The 18,813-nt window shown below is 42.9% G+C and carries 15 protein-coding genes; 9 read left to right on the top strand and 6 right to left on the bottom strand.

Features of this window, described 5'->3' with window-relative positions; genetic code table 11:
• On the top strand, positions 1 to 582 hold the full coding sequence (locus FHS10_RS19585; RefSeq protein ID WP_259093740.1) for a TetR/AcrR family transcriptional regulator: 582 nt from the start codon (positions 1 to 3) through the stop codon (positions 580 to 582).
• Between the two features lie 3 nt (positions 583 to 585).
• On the opposite strand, the gene FHS10_RS19580 is transcribed toward FHS10_RS19585, so the two are convergent.
• Complete coding sequence (locus tag FHS10_RS19580) at positions 586 to 972, bottom strand: hypothetical protein (protein ID WP_259093738.1); 387 nt, start codon at positions 970 to 972, stop codon at positions 586 to 588.
• Positions 973 to 1,146: 174 nt separating this feature from the next.
• Here FHS10_RS19580 and FHS10_RS19575 point away from each other — a divergent pair, with 174 nt between their 5' ends.
• From FHS10_RS19575 to FHS10_RS19555, 5 genes are all read left to right on the top strand, one after another.
• Entirely contained in the window at positions 1,147 to 1,878 is a 732-nt protein-coding gene (locus tag FHS10_RS19575; RefSeq protein ID WP_259093736.1) for a ferritin-like domain-containing protein, read from the top strand.
• 6 nt (positions 1,879 to 1,884) lie between these two features.
• Positions 1,885 to 2,496 (top strand): hypothetical protein, encoded by a 612-nt coding sequence (locus FHS10_RS19570; RefSeq protein ID WP_259093734.1) that lies wholly within the window; start codon positions 1,885 to 1,887, stop codon positions 2,494 to 2,496.
• A gap of 413 nt (positions 2,497 to 2,909) precedes the next feature.
• Positions 2,910 to 4,145 carry a cystathionine gamma-synthase family protein gene (locus FHS10_RS19565; RefSeq protein ID WP_259093731.1) on the top strand — a complete coding sequence of 412 codons (1,236 nt, stop codon included), beginning with the start codon at positions 2,910 to 2,912 and terminating at the stop codon, positions 4,143 to 4,145.
• A 59-nt stretch (positions 4,146 to 4,204) separates the two neighbouring features.
• Positions 4,205 to 5,245, top strand: coding sequence for a hypothetical protein (locus FHS10_RS19560; protein WP_259093729.1), 1,041 nt, complete (start codon positions 4,205 to 4,207; stop codon positions 5,243 to 5,245).
• Positions 5,208 to 7,649, top strand: coding sequence for a hypothetical protein (locus tag FHS10_RS19555; RefSeq protein WP_259093727.1), 2,442 nt, complete (start codon positions 5,208 to 5,210; stop codon positions 7,647 to 7,649). The genes FHS10_RS19560 and FHS10_RS19555 overlap by 38 nt, the downstream gene beginning before the upstream one ends.
• Before the next feature lie 87 nt (positions 7,650 to 7,736).
• On the opposite strand, the gene rsgA is transcribed toward FHS10_RS19555, so the two are convergent.
• Positions 7,737 to 8,657, bottom strand: a complete 921-nt coding sequence (rsgA, locus tag FHS10_RS19550) for a ribosome small subunit-dependent GTPase A (protein ID WP_259093724.1) — start codon at positions 8,655 to 8,657, stop codon at positions 7,737 to 7,739.
• A gap of 533 nt (positions 8,658 to 9,190) precedes the next feature.
• On the opposite strand from rsgA, the gene thrA reads away from it, so the two are divergent.
• The 3 genes from thrA to thrC all read left to right on the top strand — a co-directional run bounded on the left by thrA (position 9,191) and on the right by thrC (position 14,201).
• A complete protein-coding gene (gene thrA / locus FHS10_RS19545; RefSeq protein WP_259093722.1) occupies positions 9,191 to 11,644 on the top strand; it encodes a bifunctional aspartate kinase/homoserine dehydrogenase I in 2,454 nt (817 codons plus the stop codon).
• Between the two features lie 151 nt (positions 11,645 to 11,795).
• Positions 11,796 to 12,728, top strand: coding sequence for a homoserine kinase (locus tag FHS10_RS19540; RefSeq protein ID WP_259093720.1), 933 nt, complete (start codon positions 11,796 to 11,798; stop codon positions 12,726 to 12,728).
• Between the two features lie 162 nt (positions 12,729 to 12,890).
• Complete coding sequence (thrC, locus tag FHS10_RS19535) at positions 12,891 to 14,201, top strand: threonine synthase (RefSeq protein WP_259093717.1); 1,311 nt, start codon at positions 12,891 to 12,893, stop codon at positions 14,199 to 14,201.
• Positions 14,202 to 14,331: 130 nt separating this feature from the next.
• Here thrC and FHS10_RS19530 read toward each other — a convergent pair whose 3' ends face one another.
• The 4 genes from FHS10_RS19530 to rnhB form a co-directional block, all read right to left on the bottom strand.
• The gene (locus FHS10_RS19530; RefSeq protein WP_259093716.1) at positions 14,332 to 15,084 is read right to left on the bottom strand and encodes a 2-phosphosulfolactate phosphatase; all 753 of its coding nucleotides are present in this window, start codon (positions 15,082 to 15,084) and stop codon (positions 14,332 to 14,334) included.
• Between the two features lie 50 nt (positions 15,085 to 15,134).
• Positions 15,135 to 16,220 (bottom strand): glycine cleavage system aminomethyltransferase GcvT, encoded by a 1,086-nt coding sequence (gene gcvT / locus FHS10_RS19525; RefSeq protein WP_259093713.1) that lies wholly within the window; start codon positions 16,218 to 16,220, stop codon positions 15,135 to 15,137.
• Between the two features lie 515 nt (positions 16,221 to 16,735).
• A complete protein-coding gene (locus FHS10_RS19520) occupies positions 16,736 to 17,995 on the bottom strand; it encodes a glycosyltransferase family 4 protein (protein WP_259093711.1) in 1,260 nt (419 codons plus the stop codon).
• A 57-nt stretch (positions 17,996 to 18,052) separates the two neighbouring features.
• Positions 18,053 to 18,649: a ribonuclease HII gene (gene rnhB, locus FHS10_RS19515; protein WP_259093709.1), complete on the bottom strand. Its 597-nt coding sequence runs from the start codon at positions 18,647 to 18,649 to the stop codon at positions 18,053 to 18,055.
• Positions 18,650 to 18,813 lie beyond the last annotated feature (164 nt).

The raw sequence follows: 18,813 nt of genomic DNA, 5'->3' as shown, positions 1-18,813 counted from the left end.
ATGGAAGCCGATAAAATTAAAGATAGTATTAAGCGGGCCGCACAGGAACTTTTCCGCAAATTCGGTTACCATAAAACCAGCGTTAACGAGATAGCAAAAAAAGCAAAAATTGCTAAAGCTACCATCTACAAATACTTCGACAGCAAAGAGGCCGTGTTGCACATTTTGCTGATGGATTACATTAAGGTGAGCGTTGACGACCTGGTGCAAAGCAATACGCCCAATATGGACGAAGAGGCTTACCTTAATAACCTCATCATGAAAACATGCCGGCTGTCATACACCGTTTGTAATGAGTTTATCGGCTGGGATTTTATCCGCGAATCAACCAACTCCCAGGATTTTTTAAAGAATTTATCCAATGAGCTAGAAGAAATGCTGATGGCCTCTTTCATCCAATTACCCGGCATTCGTAAACACGAAACTTACCACCAGCGCCTGCGTTTTTTAATCAAGTGCAGTAAAAGCATCGTGTTTAGTTTTGCGTTTACATCGGTAAGTGATTCAGACGTGCGCAAAAACTTCGTGTCTTTTCAAAAAGAGATCCTGCCTTATTTAGTAAAGGCGGCTATTACGGTTTAAGTATTATCCCAATTTAAGCGTTATCGGTGTAGCGGCTTCCACTTCCCAAATGGTAATTTCATCTATACTGATTGAATTGAGGTTTAAAAAGGAATCGGCTTGTTGCAAATAATCTTCTTTGGTATCGCCCAGCCGGGGGAGCGCTATAATATTGTTGTCAATATTGATTCTGCGGATCCTATCGAACAGTAATGTTAAAGTATTTGCCGAATACACCAACGCTGCTTCTTTCGTGAGCCCACCCTTTGCATCAAACAAATAATAGTCGCTCATCAATAACGAAAAGAATTGCTTGTCACGTCTATCGTAGTAAAACACTTCAGAAAACTTTACGGACGATTGGCGGAGGCCTTCCATCAGCCAGTTATATACCTGTTCTTGCGTGGTCATGGGTAAAGGTATTGAACTTGCCGGTTCATTTTGCCGAAGGAAAAAAAATATTTAATAATTACTTTGTAGTTCAAAGTTCTTTTGTTTTATTTGTGTTTAAATAACCGGGCCAGCGATGGTCTTTTATTTTCGAATATGAACTTTGTAATTCAAAGTACTTTATAAATAACAATAATGAATACAAGCAATTATTGGATTGAGCATTTCAAGGTAAATGCCCTTATCAAAAGAGTGAATTGGAATGTTGCACCGGCAATAACCGAAAAAGAGATTAATACAATCCTTGCTTCGCTACAGGCCTGGCAGTTGGGTGAAACCTCTGAAGGGAAAAATCTGATTGCGGCTTCAACTAAATATGCCGCTAAGATTGGCGACCAGAATTACGTAGAAGCGGTGAAGCTTTTTATTAAGGAAGAGCAAAAACATGGCAACAACCTGGGTATGTATCTTGATGCTATAGAAAGACCAAGAATACAGAAAGACTGGGGGGATAGTCTGTTCAGGAAGATAAGGTATCTAAACACAAGCATGGAAATGTGGACGCTGGCCGTCATAGTTGTAGAAAGCACGGCTCAGATATTTTATCAATCATTAAAAGATGCCACAAATTGTAAGTTGTTGAAAGAAATTTGCACCGATATTTTGATAGATGAAGCTTACCACATTACTTTTCAAACCGAGCGACTGGCTATTATTTATGACAGCAAAAGCATGCCCGTTAAAATAATGCTACGCTTTGCTTATAAATGCTTCTTTTATGCCACAAGCTGTCTTGTTTGGCTTGCTCATAAACAGATCTTTAAGGCAGGCGGGAATACTTTTAACTCCTATTTCAGAAAAATGCGGTTAAAGTATGTAAAAACAGTTCAAACGATAACTGCTAATGCAGTAGTTGGATTTGCATGATATTAAATGGATAATAACGGTAAATCCGCCACCAGCATTAAAGAGAGCGAAGCATTCAGTTGGTCGGTTAAAATTTCCTTAGCCGCGGTTATTGGTTATGCGGTTTTAGGTCGTTTTAATGCTGTATGTTCTTTTTTGCTGGTCTTGCCATCATTGCTGATTATCATTGCCTACCTGTTAAATGTGTTAATAAATATTGTTTGGGGGATAGTAAACAGGAAAAAATATGACAAGTCATTTATCCCGCTGCTGATTAATATAGTTGGCTTTGTCGGTATCCATTATTGCATGCCAACCATCAATCAAAACAAAGCCTACCCAGCCGGGAGCTATAGCTTAAATACTTCGGGAAACGTAAGGTACGGGAGCGGGTTATACGTTGAATACTACCGCGTTTTTGGAGGCGGCTTTATGAACGCTGATGGAGACGCGGTTTATTTAACAGACCGTAGAAATTTCAGGCTCTATTTGGGCGTAGAGGATGAAGGCAGCAAATCAATTGATGTAACATGCAATGGAGACCTCATCACCAAAGGTATTCATGAATTGGGGTACAGGTATCCAAGGCAGCAAACTTTTAGCTTAAAAGCGCTGCAAAAGGGGCATGTATTTGATTAATAGAGCATCCAATAAAATAAATATCTGATTTTTTTAAATATTATACCATATACCATTTTGGTATATGGTATAATATTTATTATGTTTGCATAGTAAATTTGAAAATTATGAGCCGCGAACTAACAGATTTTTCAAACCAGATAGACGAACAGGTGGAGTTCGAAGATGTTGAAATAGAAACGCCGGAAGTTTTAAGCTACATCATGAGTTTATTTGTTTAGCGTTTTTCACCCATTTGTCAATTGCCCGGGTTAGTCACAAAGCTACCCGTGTGTGGCTCTATGTGTCTAAAATCCTGTCCGCTTATTCTCATATCTTGCTCAACTTGTATAGTATATTAAAAAAGTCGTCATTTTTTGAGCAAAAACAGCTAAGTTCGCAACCGCTATTATTTTTTTACTAATAGGTTCAAAATGACTACTAAAAGAGGCTTTACTACTACCCTATTACATGCCGACCGTCTTGGCAAGCCCGAGCATGGTTCTTTACATAAACCCATCCACACTTCGGTTACCTACGGGCACGAGGATGTGCAGGACCTGGTAGATATTTTTCAGAATAAAAAGAAAGGTTACGCTTACTCGCGCCAGGGCAACCCTACGGTTACCGCTTTGGAGCATAAAGTAACCCAAATGGAAAAAGGACTGTCATCCGTGGCTTTTTCTACTGGTATGGCGGCTATTTCGGCCACCATTATGGCGCTCATTAAACATACTGATCATATTGTTGCCAGCTCATTTTTGTTTGGTAACAGTCGCAGCATATTTCAAACTTATATCGATCTTGGTTTAGATATTACTTTTGTTGATGCTACTGATGTGGCCAACGTAAGCGCCGAAATAAAAGAGAACACCAAACTGGTATTTGTTGAAACCATAGCCAACCCGGCCACCCAAATTGCCGATTTGGAAGGCATTGGCGAGCTTTGCAGCCAAAAAGGGATCTTGTATGTGGTTGATAACACCATGACATCGCCATACCTGTTTAACCCAATTGATGTTAAAGCAAGTTTGGTGATCAACTCCCTAACCAAATACATTGGCGGCCATGGCGATTCCCTGGGCGGCAGTGTTACCGATACCGGTTTATTTGACTGGAGCAATTATCCAAACATTTTCCCAAGCTTTAAAGATCAGGTTAAACCAGAAGCATTGGGTATGACCCAGGTGCGCAAAAAAGGCTTACGTGACGCCGGCGGCACTTTAGCGCCCGAAGCTGCCCATACCATATCTGTAGGTGCAGAAACACTGGCCTTACGTTTGGAGCGTGCCTGTAATAACGCATTGGCACTGGCTACCTATTTCGAAAATCACCCTAAAATTAAAAAGGTATTTTACCCGGGTTTGGAAGGTCACCCTCAGCATGAACGCGCAGCTAAGCTATTCAATAAATTTGGCGGCCTGATGAGCATCGAACTGGATGAAAGCATTGATTGCCTTGCCTTTTTAAATAAACTGCAACTGGTAGTAAAATCAAGCAACCTGGGCGATACCCGTACCCTGGCCATCCCCGTTGCGCAAACCATTTTCTTCGAGCTTGGTGCCGAACGCCGTGCAGAAATGGGCATCCCAGAAAGCATGATCCGCCTATCGGTAGGTATCGAAGACCTGGACGATCTGGTGGAAGATTTTAAAAGCGCTCTCGCTTAGAGCAAAGACTTTTGGAGCAAGGATAAAGGACAAAAGCATTTTTTTGAGAGAAGTAAGGAATGAAAATATATCACAAAACTTCATTCCTTGTTCTTTTTATCCTTGCTCTTTGTTCCGCGTCATGCAAGCATGATCGTATAGTAAACACCTCCTTTTACTATTGGAAAACCGTTTACAAAACTAATCCCGCCGAACAGACTTATCTGCAACATTTCCGCACCAACAAATTGTATGTGCGGATAATGGATGTTGATATGGATGAAACCGGCAGCTCGCCTGTGCCAATCTCGCCTATCACCTTTAATGCTCAACTGCCGGATACTGTTGCTATAGTGCCGGTCGTGTTCATTGTTAATAATATTCTCAAAAATATTACGCATGCCCAGCTCGATGACCTGGCAGGCAAAATCAGCAATTTTGTAAAAGGTAAAGTACACCAGGCCGGCAAGTATACGTTTGATGAATTCCAGGTTGATTGCGACTGGACGGCATCAACCCGCGAAAACTACTTTTACCTGCTTAAAAAGCTGCAACAGGTACCTTATTTGAAAAGCAGGCGTTTCTCTGTTACCCTAAGGCTTCATCAAATAAAAAATCAAAAAAGCAGTGGCATCCCGCCGGTTAGCCGGGTAATGCTCATGTGTTATAACATGGGTAACCTGCGCAAATACGGGCAGCAAAACTCCATCCTGGAAATTGCCGAATTAAAGAAATACCTGGGCGATAACATCAGCAATTATCCCATCCCTGTTGATGTTGGTTTGCCGCTTTTTAGCTGGGCGGTGGCCTTTCGTAACCAGGAATACATTGGCATTGCAAAAAGAATTTCAATTGCCCAGCTGCAACAAAAAAATCAATTTATATTTATAGGGAATAATATTTATCGCGCCCAAACAGACCTGCCAGATGATGGTTTAAAAGCCAATGACGAAGTACGCTGGGAAACAGTTTCGGCAAACAACCTGCAGGCAACGGCAGGCTATTTATCGCCGCTGATAAAGGCCGATACCTTAAATGTTATTTATTTTCACCTTGATGAGCCTGTAGTAAAAGCCTATACCTATGCCGACCTTGAAAAAACTGACCATATTTTCCATTAGCCTTGTCGCTTGCTTTTTTATTGGTATTGCTATTGATTTGGCTTGCGGGCCCGAGCCTGATCCGTATGATTATTATGCTTCGTTTTTTCATAACACCATACAGGATAACCAGGGATACAAGCCATTTTACTTTAATGGTTTATTATACCTGAATGATGATAACAATCCTGCCGACGAAGGCGACATCAACAGTAAAGAATGGGCACTATATTTAGGTAAAGGAGTATTAACGAAGGATGTAAGGCTGGCGATGTATGACTTGCCCCACAAGGCAGACTCGGCATTATTATTAAACTATTTAAAATCAGGCGGTAGGCTGCCCGATAGCCTGCGGAAGAACACCTTTTTAAGGGCGATGGTATCCGGCCGGCATAACAACGCCCTGCAATACTATCGCTTTGCAAAAAGTAGCGAGCCCTTGGTTAACCAGTTTTATGGCGATAGGTGGAACCCTAAACAGCCCGATCCCGGGTTGTTGATTGATAAAGAAAAACAGGCTTTGCAAAAAGCGGCTGCAGAAAAAGATAGTTTTATAAAACTAAGGTACTATTACCAGGCCCAGCGTTTTATGCGCTATGCCGGCAAGCCCGCGGATGCAAATGCCATTTATGATAAATATATAGCCAATGTAAAATCAAAAAGCCATGTTATGGGCTGGGCCTTATCATTACGGGCCGGTGGTGAAAAAGATCACGCGAAATCGGCTTTTCTGTTTTCGAAAGTGTTTGCCAATTACCCCGAACGGCGGATCCAGGCATTTCATGATTTTAACAACATTAACGAAAAGCCTCAAAACATCCTGAAGTACGCCAAAACGGGCGAGGAAAAGGCATTTGTTTACGCTATCAAAGGCTTTCATGTACCAAGGGTTAGCCTTTCGGCATTAGAGAACATTTATCGGTGCCAGCCTAAATCGCCGCTAATAAAAGTGCTGTTGGTTAGGGAGATCAATAAAATTGAGGAAAGTTACTTATCGGCTAAACGAAACAAAACCGCTGTTCAGGATCCGTATAGTTATTTACAGCCTTACATTGGTGAAGATAGCACTGTAAAAAAACAACGGGCATATATCCCAAAACTGAAAGTGTTTTGCAGGAGGCTTACAACAACACAACCTGTGTTAGCTAATCTATCCCTGGCTTATCTATCATGGATACAGGAAGATAATACGGGCGGGTTTAAAGCGCTGGCCGCAATTGATAGCATCAGATTAGGGATGCACCTGGATGATCAAAAGCAGATGATTAAGCTTTTGCTGCTATCTCAAAAAATAACAAAACTGGATACGGTAAATGAACAGGAACTGGTACCATTGCTGACGTGGTTAAATAAAAAGGTTCAATATGAGGCGCGTACGATTAAAATTAGGGATGATTATTGGTGGGCGGGTTATGGCGAAAGAAAATATTCCGCATCGTGCCGTGATTTTTATTCGATGGTGTTGGCCCCGGTTTATTTGAGGCAAAAGGATACTGCAATGGCAGCGCTGGTTATGCTTAAAAGTAAATTAACCATTACACCTGCCGATCCGCAATACAGGCAGATGGCATTAGGCTTTAATCTACCCGACTTTTTACAACGTAAAATGCATTCTTATGTTGTGCTTAAATTGATTGGTTTGAGTAAAAGCGGTTCAAAAACGGCTTACCTCAAATTGTTAACCTCGGATATTGACCGGGATGTAACTTATAATTTATATGATTTGTTGGGTACCACTTATCTAAGGGAGCATCGCTACAATGCAGCTGTAAGAGCATTTAAAAACATCCCCGAAAAAAAGCTAAAGCGGGTACCGCACGATTGGAATGCCGAGATGTATTCCAACCCTTTTCTTGACCGCTTACACGACTATCCAAAAAAATATGATTCTGTTGCGGCAAGGGGCTATACTAAACTGCAATTCGCAAAGCGAATGGCCAGGCTGCAAAGCTTAATACAGACCGATCCTAAAAACGCGGCCCGGTATTATTACACCCTGGCAACAGGTTTATATAGTACCTCATTTTACAGCAATGCCTGGTATTATATCTCCTACTCCAACAGTTCCTATGACCGCGACCGCATGCCAACCGAATATTACGATGCCGACTTTTTAACAACCAATAATGCTGAAAAGTATTTTTTGAAAGCGCGTGCCCTGCCCGGTACTAACAATGAATTTAAAGCCAAATGCACGTTTATGGCCGCTAAATGTCGCCAAAAACGAATCAGCCTGGATTTTGACGATAGTAATGGTTATAATCATGCCAGGAGAAAGCTTGCCAGGGAAAAATACGCAAAGGAAATAACAAGGAATCCGTATTTTACCGATCTGCAAAAAAAATATAACGGAACCGCATTCTATAAGGTAGCGGTAAATGAGTGTAGTTATTTCAGGGATTTTATAGGGGGAAAGAAAAAGTAAGGGTTAATTAGCTGCTAAGTGTTAACCCCGTTAATGACCAGCAAGTGAAGCTGTCTTAATTCTTGACTCTAACTTCTTGATTCTTTCCTAAGCCCTGGTATCATTTCCATGATAAATGCTCAAATAGCTTTCGTAGCGGGATAGTTCGATGTCACCTTCCTCCAAAGCCTCCAGTACAGCGCAGCCCGGTTCATTAATATGCCGGCAATTATTAAAACGGCATTGGTTTAGGCGGGAACGCATTTCGGGGAAAAAGTGGCTCAGCTCATTTTTTTCTATGTCGATAACGCCCAGTTCGCGGATGCCGGGGGTATCTATAATAAAGCCGCCCTGTGGCAACTCAAACATTTCGGCAAAGGTGGTGGTGTGCATGCCCTTATCGCTCCATTCGGATACCATGTGGGTACGCAGATCGAGATTAGGCAGCAACGCGTTGATGAGGCTTGATTTGCCCACGCCGGAGTGACCGGAGAATAGCGTTACCTTATCTTTTAACAGTTCTTGTACGGTGCTCATGTTGGTGCCTTCTAAAGCGGATACTTCAAAGCAGGGGTAACCAATTTTTTCATAAACGGCTTTCAGGTCGGCCAGGATCTCCAGGCCTTCATCGCTAAAAAGGTCTACCTTATTAAAGATCAGTCGCGCGGGAATATCATAAGCTTCGGCAGTAACCAAAAAACGATCGATAAAACCCAATGAGGTGCGTGGTGAGGCCAGGGTAACCACAAGCAGGGCCTGGTCCAGATTGGCGGCTATGATCTGGGCCTGTTTGCTCAGGTTTATCGCCTTGCGGATAATGTAATTTTTGCGTTGGTGTAGTTTGGTTATGATACCGCTTTCCTGATCGGGTTCCATTTCAAACTCCACTACATCGCCTACGGCCACCGGGTTGGTGGTGGTGATGCCCTGCATCCTGAATTTTCCTTTTATCCGGCAATCAATCCTTTGCCCATCCGGTGTTTGCACCTGGTACCAGCTTCCGGTCGATTTGATGAGTAATCCCTGCATATCAATTAAGCCTCAAAAGTAGCAATTACAATGCATACCATTGTTAAGCAGGCGAAATCGGTTTTAAGATCCGATAAATCATTGACATATAGATTGCTCCCAACTGTTGCGTTTTTGTTGCGGTTTATAAATTATGACAATTCATAATTTGTTGATTTTTAGTTAGATGATATTTTTTACTGTTTCACTTGTTGCGCAACAAAACAGTTTAGGTAACTCTCCCTGGGGATTTAAAATAACTATTCACTATAGCGATAGGTTTCAAACACATCGTTATTTGCTACCATCCTGTTAATCAGTATATCGTTTTAAAAAAGTAAAATAATGCTTGCTTATTAAAAAATATTCTATTTACTTTGTCGACATTATAAGTATGACAGCTAACAACACCATTATTACCACAATTATTACCACCGGCATAAACCCCGGAGGAAGATAATCGTATGGTGTAAAACATAAAAAGAAACCAAATGAAAGCCTTCCTCCACAAACGGGGAAGGCTTTTTTATTATTTATACTGCTAAACTCAAACAATGAAAGTTTTAAAATTCGGCGGCACATCCGTAGGTTCCGCCGCAAGTATCCAAACTCTTTTAACCATATTAAAAGACGAAGTAAAAAATGAGGCCGCCAAACCGGTAGTTGTATTATCGGCAATGGGCGGGGTAACCAACCTGTTGGCCTCCATGGCCGAAGACGCCGCAAACGGTAAAGAATTTACCGCCCAGCTGGCCGAACTGGAAAGGCGACACTTTGAAGTAGTGAAAGCTTTACTTGATGTGCAAAACCAAAACCCGGCTTTTACCCGTTTAAAAATTCACTTTAACCAGTTAGAGGAATTGCTGCAAGGCATCCTAACCCTGCGCGAGCTTACCCCCAAAACCCGCGACCAGGTACTCAGCTTTGGCGAACGCTGCTCAACCATTATGGTAAGCAAAATTGCCGCCCAGCATTTTAAAGATGTATTGTATGTTGATGCTGCCGAAGTCATTAAAACCGACAGCGCCTTTGGCAACGCCAAAGTAAACACCGAGCTTACTGAGTTATTGATTAAGACTTTACAGCAGGAAAATAAAGACAAAATATTATTTGTTACCGGTTTTATTGCAGGTAACGATGCTGGCCAAACCACCACTTTAGGCAGGGGCGGATCGGATTATACAGCGGCCATCTTTGGCGCGGCGCTTAATGCCAAAGAGATCCAGATCTGGACCGATGTGAACGGTATGATGACTGCCGACCCGCGCATGGTAAAAAAAGCATTCTCCTTAACCGAGCTTACTTATACCGAAGCGATGGAACTATCCTACTTCGGTGCCAAGGTGATCTATCCGCCAACCATGATCCCGGCATTTTTAAAGAAGATCCCTATCGTGATCAAAAACACTTTTGAGCCGGAGTTTGTGGGTACTGTGATTCGCCATGATTGTAAGGCGTCTACGTTGCCTATTAAAGGGATTTCGTCAATCAATAACATCAGCATCCTTAATTTAGAAGGTAGCGGTATGGTTGGTAAATCGGGCTTTAGTGGCAGGCTATTCTCGCTGTTAGCCAGGGAGCAGATCAACATCATCCTGATCACACAATCATCATCAGAACATAGCATCACTTTCGCGGTATCGCCACAAGATACCGAAAGGGCTAAACAAGTAATTGAGCAGGAATTTGAGCTTGAATTGCTGGCCAAAAAGTTAGAACACCTGGTGATTGAGAAAAACCTGGCCATATTAGCTGTAGTAGGCGAAAATATGAAACAAACGCCGGGCATGTCGGGCAAGTTGTTCCATGCGCTTGGTCGTAACGGTGTTAACGTGAGGGCTATTGCGCAGGGCTCATCAGAGTATAATATCTCGGTGATCATTTCGGCACAGGATCTTTCAAAAGCATTGAACGCCGTTCATGATGCTTTCTTTGTTCAGCTTACCAAAACATTGCATGCGTTTTGCTTAGGCACCGGTAACATTGGCAAAACGCTGTTTGCCCAGCTAAACGCCCATAGCGACTACTTGAAAGAGCATAACGGCATCCAGGTAAAAGTTGCAGGTATCAGTAACACCCGCAAAATGACTTTTAACAGCGATGGTATTTCTTTAGATACCTGGCAGGACGATATCGAATCATCGCCTTACTCTGCCGATTTAAAAGAGTTCATCGCCAAAATGAAAGACATGAACCTGCCCAACTGTGTGTTTATTGATAATACCGCCAGCCCAAAACCAATTGAGTTTTATGAAGATATATTCAAAGCCAATATCTCGGTGATCACCTGTAATAAAATAGGGAACTCGGGCAGCTACAAACAATACCGTACTTTTAAAGATACCGCGCGCCGCCATGGTGTCGATTTCTTTTATGAAACCAATGTGGGGGCAGGTTTGCCAATCATCAACACCTTGAAAAATCTGATGAACAGTGGTGATAGGGTACAGCGCATTGAGGCTATCCTGTCGGGAACGATATCTTTCATCTTCAATAACTTTAAGGGCGATGCCAATTTCCACGATGTGGTAAAAGAAGCCCAGGAAAAAGGCTATACCGAGCCAGATCCGCGTGACGACCTGAGCGGTAAGGATTTTATGCGCAAAATGCTCATCCTTGCCCGCGATGCCGGTTACGCCATGGAAGAAGCCGATGTGGAAATTCAAAGCGTATTGCCAAAAGCCAGCCTGGAAGCAAAATCTGTTGAAGATTTTTACGCCACTCTTAAAACCGAAGACGCCCACTTCGCCAAGCTAAAAGATCAGGCCGAAAAAGACGGTAAAGTATTACGTTATATAGGCAAACTGGAAGATGGCAAAGTAACCATTACCCTGCAAATGGTTGATGAAAACCATCCGTTCTACATGCTGTCGGGCAGTGATAATATTATATCATTCACTACCGATAGGTACAAAGAGCGCCCATTAGTAGTAAAAGGTCCGGGTGCCGGTGCGGAAGTTACCGCTGCTGGTGTATTTGCAGATTTGATTAACCTGGGCGCAAATTGAGCCCCCTAACCCCCTGAAGGGGGAACAATAGTTTGATGCCCCCGGCCCCCTAAAGGGGGAGTAATAATTTGATAGTTGCAATATGGAAGATAATAAAACAATAGAAATAAGTAAACCTTCTCTGGCTCCCCCTTCAGGGGGCGGGGGGGGCTTGGACTCTATCCACGTTTTTGCGCCGGCTACTGTAGCCAACGTGGTATGCGGTTTCGACGTACTGGGTTTCGCGGTGAACGCACCGGGCGACGAGGTAATTATGCGCATGAACAACAACCCGGGCATCACCATCAGCAAAATAACCGGTGACGACGGCCGTTTACCCATGGACCCGGCCAAAAATACGGTGAGCGTAAGCGTTCAGCATTATTTGCAGAGTGTTGGTCGTACCGATATTGGATTGGATATCGAGCTGCACAAAAAAATGCCGATAGGCAGTGGCCTGGGTTCAAGTTCGGCCAGTACGGTTGCGGGTTTGTTTGCTATCAAAACCTTATTGGGTGATGATAGTGATGCTGCTAAGCTGCTTCCTTTTGCCATGAAAGGCGAGGAAATGGCTTGCGGTCACGGTCATGCCGATAACGTAGCTCCTGCCTTGCTGGGTGGTTTTGTATTGATCCGTAGCTATGAGCCCTTAGATGTGGTGCGCTTGCCGCACCCGGCAGGTTTATGGTGCGCTATCGTATTCCCCGACGTGGATGTACCTACCAGGGAAGCCCGCCAGATTATCCGTAAAAATATCCAGATGAAGGATGCCGTAACCCAGTGGGGTAACATTGCCGGCCTGGTAAGCGGTTTGTTTATGAATGATATTGACCTGATTGGCCGCAGTATGAAAGATGTACTGGTAGAGCCGGTACGCTCTATGCTGATCCCCGATTTTTACAAGATGCGTGAAATGGCCATGGAATTAGGCGCGGTAAGCTTCGGCATTTCCGGCTCTGGTCCGTCTGTTTTCGCGTTTACTAAAGATGAGGATACCGCCAATCGCATCACTCAAAAATTGCAGCAACATTTAACTGGCTTAAAAATAGGCTCTAACGGCTATGTATCAACTATAAATGATGCCGGGCCAAGGGTGCTGGGATAAGTCAAAAGTAAAAATTCAAAAGCCAAAAAAACAGACGCATTAGCAAAGCATAGGGGACTTACGAAGTTTCTAAAACTTCGTAAGTCAGGAAGCCAATTAAAAATTAAACAAATCGGCAAATCGAGCAAATCCGAAATCGAACATCCGAAATCCGAAATCAAAATGAAACTCTACAGTACCAACAACACCTTATCAGAAGTCTCTTTTAAAGACGCGGTTTTTAACAGCATGCCGCAGGATAAGGGTTTATATATGCCCATCAGTATTCCACGTTTAAGTGATGATTTTATCAGCAACCTGGATAAATATACGCTGCCCGAGATTGCCTTCGAGGTAGCTAAAAGCCTTTTGGGTGATGCCATGCCTGCCGATGACCTGAAAGCCTTAATTGACGATGCCATCAATTTTGATGCGCCGGTTGTAAAGCTGGATGATAATGTGCATGTGCTGGAACTTTTTCACGGACCGTCACTCGCTTTTAAAGACTTTGGAGCCCGTTTCATGAGCAGGGTAATGAGCTACTTTTTAGAAGACGGCGAAAAACAGTTAGATGTATTGGTTGCCACCAGCGGCGATACCGGCGGTGCGGTTGCTTTAGGCTTCTTAGGCGTGTCTAATACAAGGGTTACTATACTTTATCCTAAAGGTAAAGTTAGTGGCGTACAGGAGCAGCAATTGACCACCAACGGCCAAAACATCCGTGCATTGGAAGTTGATGGTACTTTTGATGATTGCCAGGCTTTGGTTAAACAAGCCTTTACCGATGCCGAACTAAACGAAAAATTCCGTTTAACATCGGCAAACTCTATCAATATTGCCCGTTTGGTACCACAAACTTTCTATTACTTTAATGCCTACGCGCAGCTTTTGAGGCAAGGGGTTAAAAAGGTGATCTTCTCTGTACCCAGTGGCAACTTCGGCAACATTGGCGCGGGTTTATTAGCCTGGAAAATGGGCCTGCCTGTTGAGAAATTCATAGCGGCTACCAATGCTAATGACACCGTGCCCGAGTTTTTAAAAACCGGCGTTTATCAGCCCAAACCATCGGTAGCGACATTGTCAAATGCGATGGACGTAGGCAATCCAAGCAACTGGGTGCGTATTGCCGACTTGTTTAAGGCGGATATGGAGGAATTGAAAAGCTTGGTTATCGGTTTTAAATATAACGATGAGGAAACCGTAAAAGCTATCAATTGGGTATTTGACACTTATGGCTATGTGGTTTGCCCGCATACAGCTATTGCGTGGCAGGCCTTAACTGATTATCAGCAAGATCATCCGGCTACAGATACAGCGGGCGTCTTTTTGTCAACCGCGCATCCATGCAAATTCCCGGATGTTTTTAGTGATGAAATAACCGCCAAAATTGATGTACCTGCCCAGGTAAAAGAATTAGCTTCAAAAACCAAACTTGCCATTGCCATCAGCAAAGATTTTGAAGATTTTAAAGGTTATTTATTGAACGCGAAGTAGCGCCGGTTGAATGCCCTTTGTCATATACTTATCTATTGTATAAAAAAAGCCTTGCTATGTAAAAACATAGTAAGGCTTTCGGTGCTTTGCCATTTTTTGATAAGGGCTGCGGATTTGATAAACGAAACCCTTACCCCTGTTTTACCAGTCGCTCGCCATCCAATACCGGGATGGCTGTGGTAACATCAACTTGCAGGCAAAACTCAATATCTTTTTCGATACCTAATTTTTTAAGGCGTTCGCCGTGTGAGGTTTTTTTGAGGTAAGCGTTTATGTCATGTTTACCAGCCTGATAAAGGTCATAGGCTGCAATAGCGGCATCATCCAGTTCAAAATCGTTTGATTTAAGCTGATCTATCACCGCGCCGGCAAACAGGGTATCCTCCAGGTTAAAATTGTTTTTCCAGCCGGCGCATACCAACAATACGTTTTCATTTTGTGCGCTTAACCAGGTGCTTAAAGCCGTAAGGTTAAGGAATGATCCTATCACAATCTTTTTTGCTGCCCTTGATAAATGCAGCGCGTGTGTACCGTTTGTAGTGGTAAGCACAACGGTTTTCCCTGCAACCTTTTCGGCGGTGTATGAAAATGGCGAATTGCCAAAATCAAAACCATCTACTACTTTTCCGTCGCGTTCTGCTGCCAAAAGGTAATCCAAACCTTTCTCTCTATATGCGGAACACTCCTCAACCTGTGATACTGGGATAATAGCCTCAGCACCGTTTTCAATACCATAACATATAGATGATGTTGCCCTGAAAATATCAATAACTACTACAATATACTCTTCAACATTAAAGAGCGGCAGCAATGCCGGCGTTAGGCAAACGTGTGCCCCCCGGCCCCCTGAAGGGGGAGTTTGGTTATCGATATTTTCTGACATGATTTGAGTAATAATTTAAGAAGCTTGCTTATCATTCCCCCTTCAGGGGGTTAGGGGGCTTTATAAAAAGGAGGTTTTACAACCTTAGCTTTAACCTTGCTATCCCTTATGCTTACATAAATCTCGGTGCCTTCTTTGGCAAATTCGGTATTTACATAGCCAAGACCGATGGCTTTTTGAAGCGAGTATGATTGTGTGCCCGATGTTACTTTACCAATGTTTTTGCCATCGGCATCAACAATAGGATAATCATGACGGGGAATGCCGCGGTCTATCATTTCAAAGCCAACTAACTTTTTACTTACGCCGGTAGTTTTTTGTTGCTGTAAAGCTTCGGAGTTGGTAAAGTCTTTATTGAATTTGGTAACCCAGCCCAGGCCGGCTTCTAATGGCGATGTGGTATCGTCAATATCATTGCCATAAAGGCAAAAGCCCATTTCTAAACGTAAGGTATCGCGGGCACCTAAGCCAATCGGTTTAATGCCAAATGGCTCGCCGGCTTTAAAAATAGCGTCCCAGATCTGTTCCGCATACTGATTTTCAAAATAGATCTCAAAACCGCCTGCACCGGTATAGCCTGTTGCCGAGATCACTACATTATCAACACCGGCGAAAGTCCCTTTTTTGAAGGTGTAGTACTCCATTGATACCAGGTCAATATCGGTAAGGCTTTGTAAAGCTTCGGCTGCTTTTGGTCCCTGGATAGCCAAAAGAGAAGTGCGATCTGATATGTTTTTCATATCAACACCCCTGGTGTTATATTTTACTATCCAATCCCAGTCTTTATCAATATTTGACGCATTGACAACCAGCATGTAAGTTTTTTCGTCGATACGGTAAACCAGTAAATCGTCAACTATGCCGCCGTTTTCATTAGGCAGGCAGGAGTATTGTACTTTACCATCATAAAGCTTTGATGCATCATTGCTGGTAACACGTTGGATAAGGTCGAGCGCGTTTTCGCCTTTTAAAATAAATTCGCCCATGTGGCTTACATCAAACACTCCCACCGCCTTGCGTACGGTTTCATGTTCGGCGTTAATACCAGCGTATTGCACAGGCATATTGTAGCCGGCAAAGGGTACCATTTTGGCACCTGTTTTTATGTGTACTTCGGTTAAAGCAGTATTCTTCATGCGGTCAGTCAAATAAGCCGCAAAAGTAATTATTTATAACCGGAAATGAGGGCTTGGGCCTAAATCTCCAAGATAAATCGCTTTTAATATTTAACTTTATTTTTCTCATAAGCAGAGCGTTGAGTAAACACGAATTTAACTGCCCGTACCATAGATTATAGCTGATTTTACGAATTTTTTCAATCACATTTTAATTTGTGATACATAGGAAACGCATCGAATTGGGTTAACATAACTTAATATATTTCAAATAAAATGCATCTTAATTTGTTGGTAGTCAATGTATTGTATTTTATCAAGGTTAACACTAAATTGATGCTTATATCTTCCCACCGCCTTAAGTTTGTCCCCTTAAGTATTCAGGGCCGTTTGTCCCGATTTGTGCTAACGGTCAATTCCAAAATTTGTGAAATTCGATTAAATTATAACCGGGTCGGCGGGCATTCGTGTCTAACTCAAAAAATTGCCTTAAGATAACACGAATCCATTGCCTGCGGGTAACAGCCATTTCCCTGCTAAATCTCGTCGGGCTGCGGAGATTTTACTTTCGCGCTCTTGTGGCCTGCAGGGGTTGGGCCCGGATTTAGTGTTTTATAAAACTGTACAAGGTCTTTCGCTACCTTGTTCACATCATGCTGCTGCTCTACCAGTTTACGGGCATTTAAACCAACGCTTTTACAAAAGTCTTCATCGGTAATGCAGCGTTCAATGGCATGGTAAAACTCGTCCTGGTCGTTTGCTATCAGGATATTGGTGCCGTTGGTAAAATTGATACCTTCAGCTCCTAACGAGGTAGATATGATACATTTTTGCATGGCCATACCTTCTACAATTTTTACCCGCATACCGCCGCTCGATAGCAGCGGCACTATCATGATAGCTTTGCTGTTTACAAACTCAAAAGCATCATCAACTTCGCCCTGGATAAAAATTTTGCCCATTACTTCGTAATCATCAAAGCGTTCGGGAATGTTATGGCCGGCTACGTAAAACTTAACCCGCAGGTCGCCATCAGTAAGATCTTTATGAAAGTTATCGATAAACCATTCAATACCTTCTCGGTTGGGCAGCCAATCCAGCGATCCCAAAAAGAACAGGCTTGGAAATTCCGTTTTACTGAAATCGGGCTTGTATCTTGTTAAATCGATGCCCACCGGAATGATCTCGACCGGGATACTTGTGCCGTATGAGAGGATAGTAGTTTTATCTTCGGAAGTAAACACCGCTATGGCATCAAACTTATTAAGCTGCTCCAGTTCATACTCTTTAATGCGTTTGGCCACCATGCGCAGGTACCATTTTTTAAACAGGTCGCTTTTCTGCTCGGCCAGCCTTTCCCAAACCTGGTGCTCTATATTGTGCGACCGGTAAATAAGTTTTGCTTTAGATACTTTACGGATAGATGCCAGGTATGGCGTTACAAATAAGCCTTCAAACTGGATGATATCATAATCATCGCGCTTTAATTCGCGCACCAGCAGTTTTTCAAATTCAGCATCGTAAAACCTGTCAACATTGTTTGATTTTTTGCGAAACAGGTTTACCACGGCATCAACCATAGATACGTTGATGTTGATCTTATAGGAAGTGTATTGGATTTGGTCCTGCAACTCATCGCGCTCATGTGAGCCACCGCTATAAGTTTGCGCATCTAAAGATACCAGCGATACATCATGCCCCAGGGCTATCAAGCCCTTAATGGTATTGCATACCACTATGGCATATCCGCCATTTTGAGGAAATGGGACACGATGTGTTAAAATAAGTATCTTCAAACGATTTACTGGTTTCTACAAAAATACCATCCGCAAAGTGCTTATCAAAGCATGTGGCTAAAAAATACTTAATTGCGGATCGCTTACCCTGAAAGTTTTACGATGGTATGGCGTAAAACCTATCCTCATTACCGTTTCGCGGTGTTTTATGGTAGGGTAGCCTTTGTTGGTATGCCAGTCATACTCCGGATGCTCAGCGGCAATTTTCAGCATATAGTCGTCACGGTAAGTTTTGGCCAAAATAGATGCCGCCGCAATGCTGAAGTATTTGCCATCGCCCTTAATGATACACTCGTGCGGGATGTTGGGATATTTTTTGAAACGATTGCCGTCGATGATTAAAAACTGTGGCTGGGTATGTAGCTTTTCGATAGCCCGGTGCATGGCCAGGAAGGAAGCATTGAGGATGTTGATCTCATCTATCTCAAAATTATCAACAGATGCTATAGCATAGGCAATAGCTTTTTCCTCAATTTCGGTACGCAGCTGGTACCTGATCTCTTCAGTTACCTGTTTAGAGTCGTTTAGTAAATGATGATCAAAATCATGCGGCAGGATCACCGCGGCGGCAAACACCGGCCCGGCCAAACAGCCACGCCCTGCTTCATCACACCCCGCTTCAATTAACTCATACTGGTACCTGGCTGCTAACATGTGGCAAAGATAATAAGAAGTATCAAGTAGTTAGTAGCAAGTATCAAGACAGGAGAAGGGAGTGTTAAATTCCCGGCAAATTGGTGTGTTCTGTGAGTTACGCTGCGTAACTCCGCGGAGGGCAAAGCAAATTGAAGCTTAAAATTCGTGAAATTCGAAAAAAT

The organism is Mucilaginibacter dorajii (assembly GCF_024808255.1).
Lineage (GTDB): Bacteria > Bacteroidota > Bacteroidia > Sphingobacteriales > Sphingobacteriaceae > Mucilaginibacter > Mucilaginibacter dorajii.
The sequence above is the reverse complement of the archived record's forward strand: the minus strand, read 5'-3'. Positions and strand labels throughout refer to the sequence as shown.

Excerpts from the sequence above, each read along its gene's own strand:
- FHS10_RS19530 (WP_259093716.1), bottom strand. The coding sequence starts at position 15,084 with ATGTCAGAAAATATCGATAACCAAACTCCCCCTTCAGGGGGCCGGGGG.
- FHS10_RS19570 (WP_259093734.1), top strand. The coding sequence starts at position 1,885 with ATGGATAATAACGGTAAATCCGCCACCAGCATTAAAGAGAGCGAAGCA.
- rnhB (WP_259093709.1), bottom strand. The coding sequence starts at position 18,649 with ATGTTAGCAGCCAGGTACCAGTATGAGTTAATTGAAGCGGGGTGTGAT.
- FHS10_RS19565 (WP_259093731.1), top strand. The coding sequence starts at position 2,910 with ATGACTACTAAAAGAGGCTTTACTACTACCCTATTACATGCCGACCGT.
- FHS10_RS19580 (WP_259093738.1), bottom strand. The coding sequence starts at position 972 with ATGACCACGCAAGAACAGGTATATAACTGGCTGATGGAAGGCCTCCGC.
- FHS10_RS19560 (WP_259093729.1), top strand. The coding sequence starts at position 4,205 with ATGAAAATATATCACAAAACTTCATTCCTTGTTCTTTTTATCCTTGCT.
- rsgA (WP_259093724.1), bottom strand. The coding sequence starts at position 8,657 with ATGCAGGGATTACTCATCAAATCGACCGGAAGCTGGTACCAGGTGCAA.
- gcvT (WP_259093713.1), bottom strand. The coding sequence starts at position 16,220 with ATGAAGAATACTGCTTTAACCGAAGTACACATAAAAACAGGTGCCAAA.
- FHS10_RS19555 (WP_259093727.1), top strand. The coding sequence starts at position 5,208 with ATGCCGACCTTGAAAAAACTGACCATATTTTCCATTAGCCTTGTCGCT.
- FHS10_RS19575 (WP_259093736.1), top strand. The coding sequence starts at position 1,147 with ATGAATACAAGCAATTATTGGATTGAGCATTTCAAGGTAAATGCCCTT.
- FHS10_RS19585 (WP_259093740.1), top strand. The coding sequence starts at position 1 with ATGGAAGCCGATAAAATTAAAGATAGTATTAAGCGGGCCGCACAGGAA.
- thrC (WP_259093717.1), top strand. The coding sequence starts at position 12,891 with ATGAAACTCTACAGTACCAACAACACCTTATCAGAAGTCTCTTTTAAA.
- thrA (WP_259093722.1), top strand. The coding sequence starts at position 9,191 with ATGAAAGTTTTAAAATTCGGCGGCACATCCGTAGGTTCCGCCGCAAGT.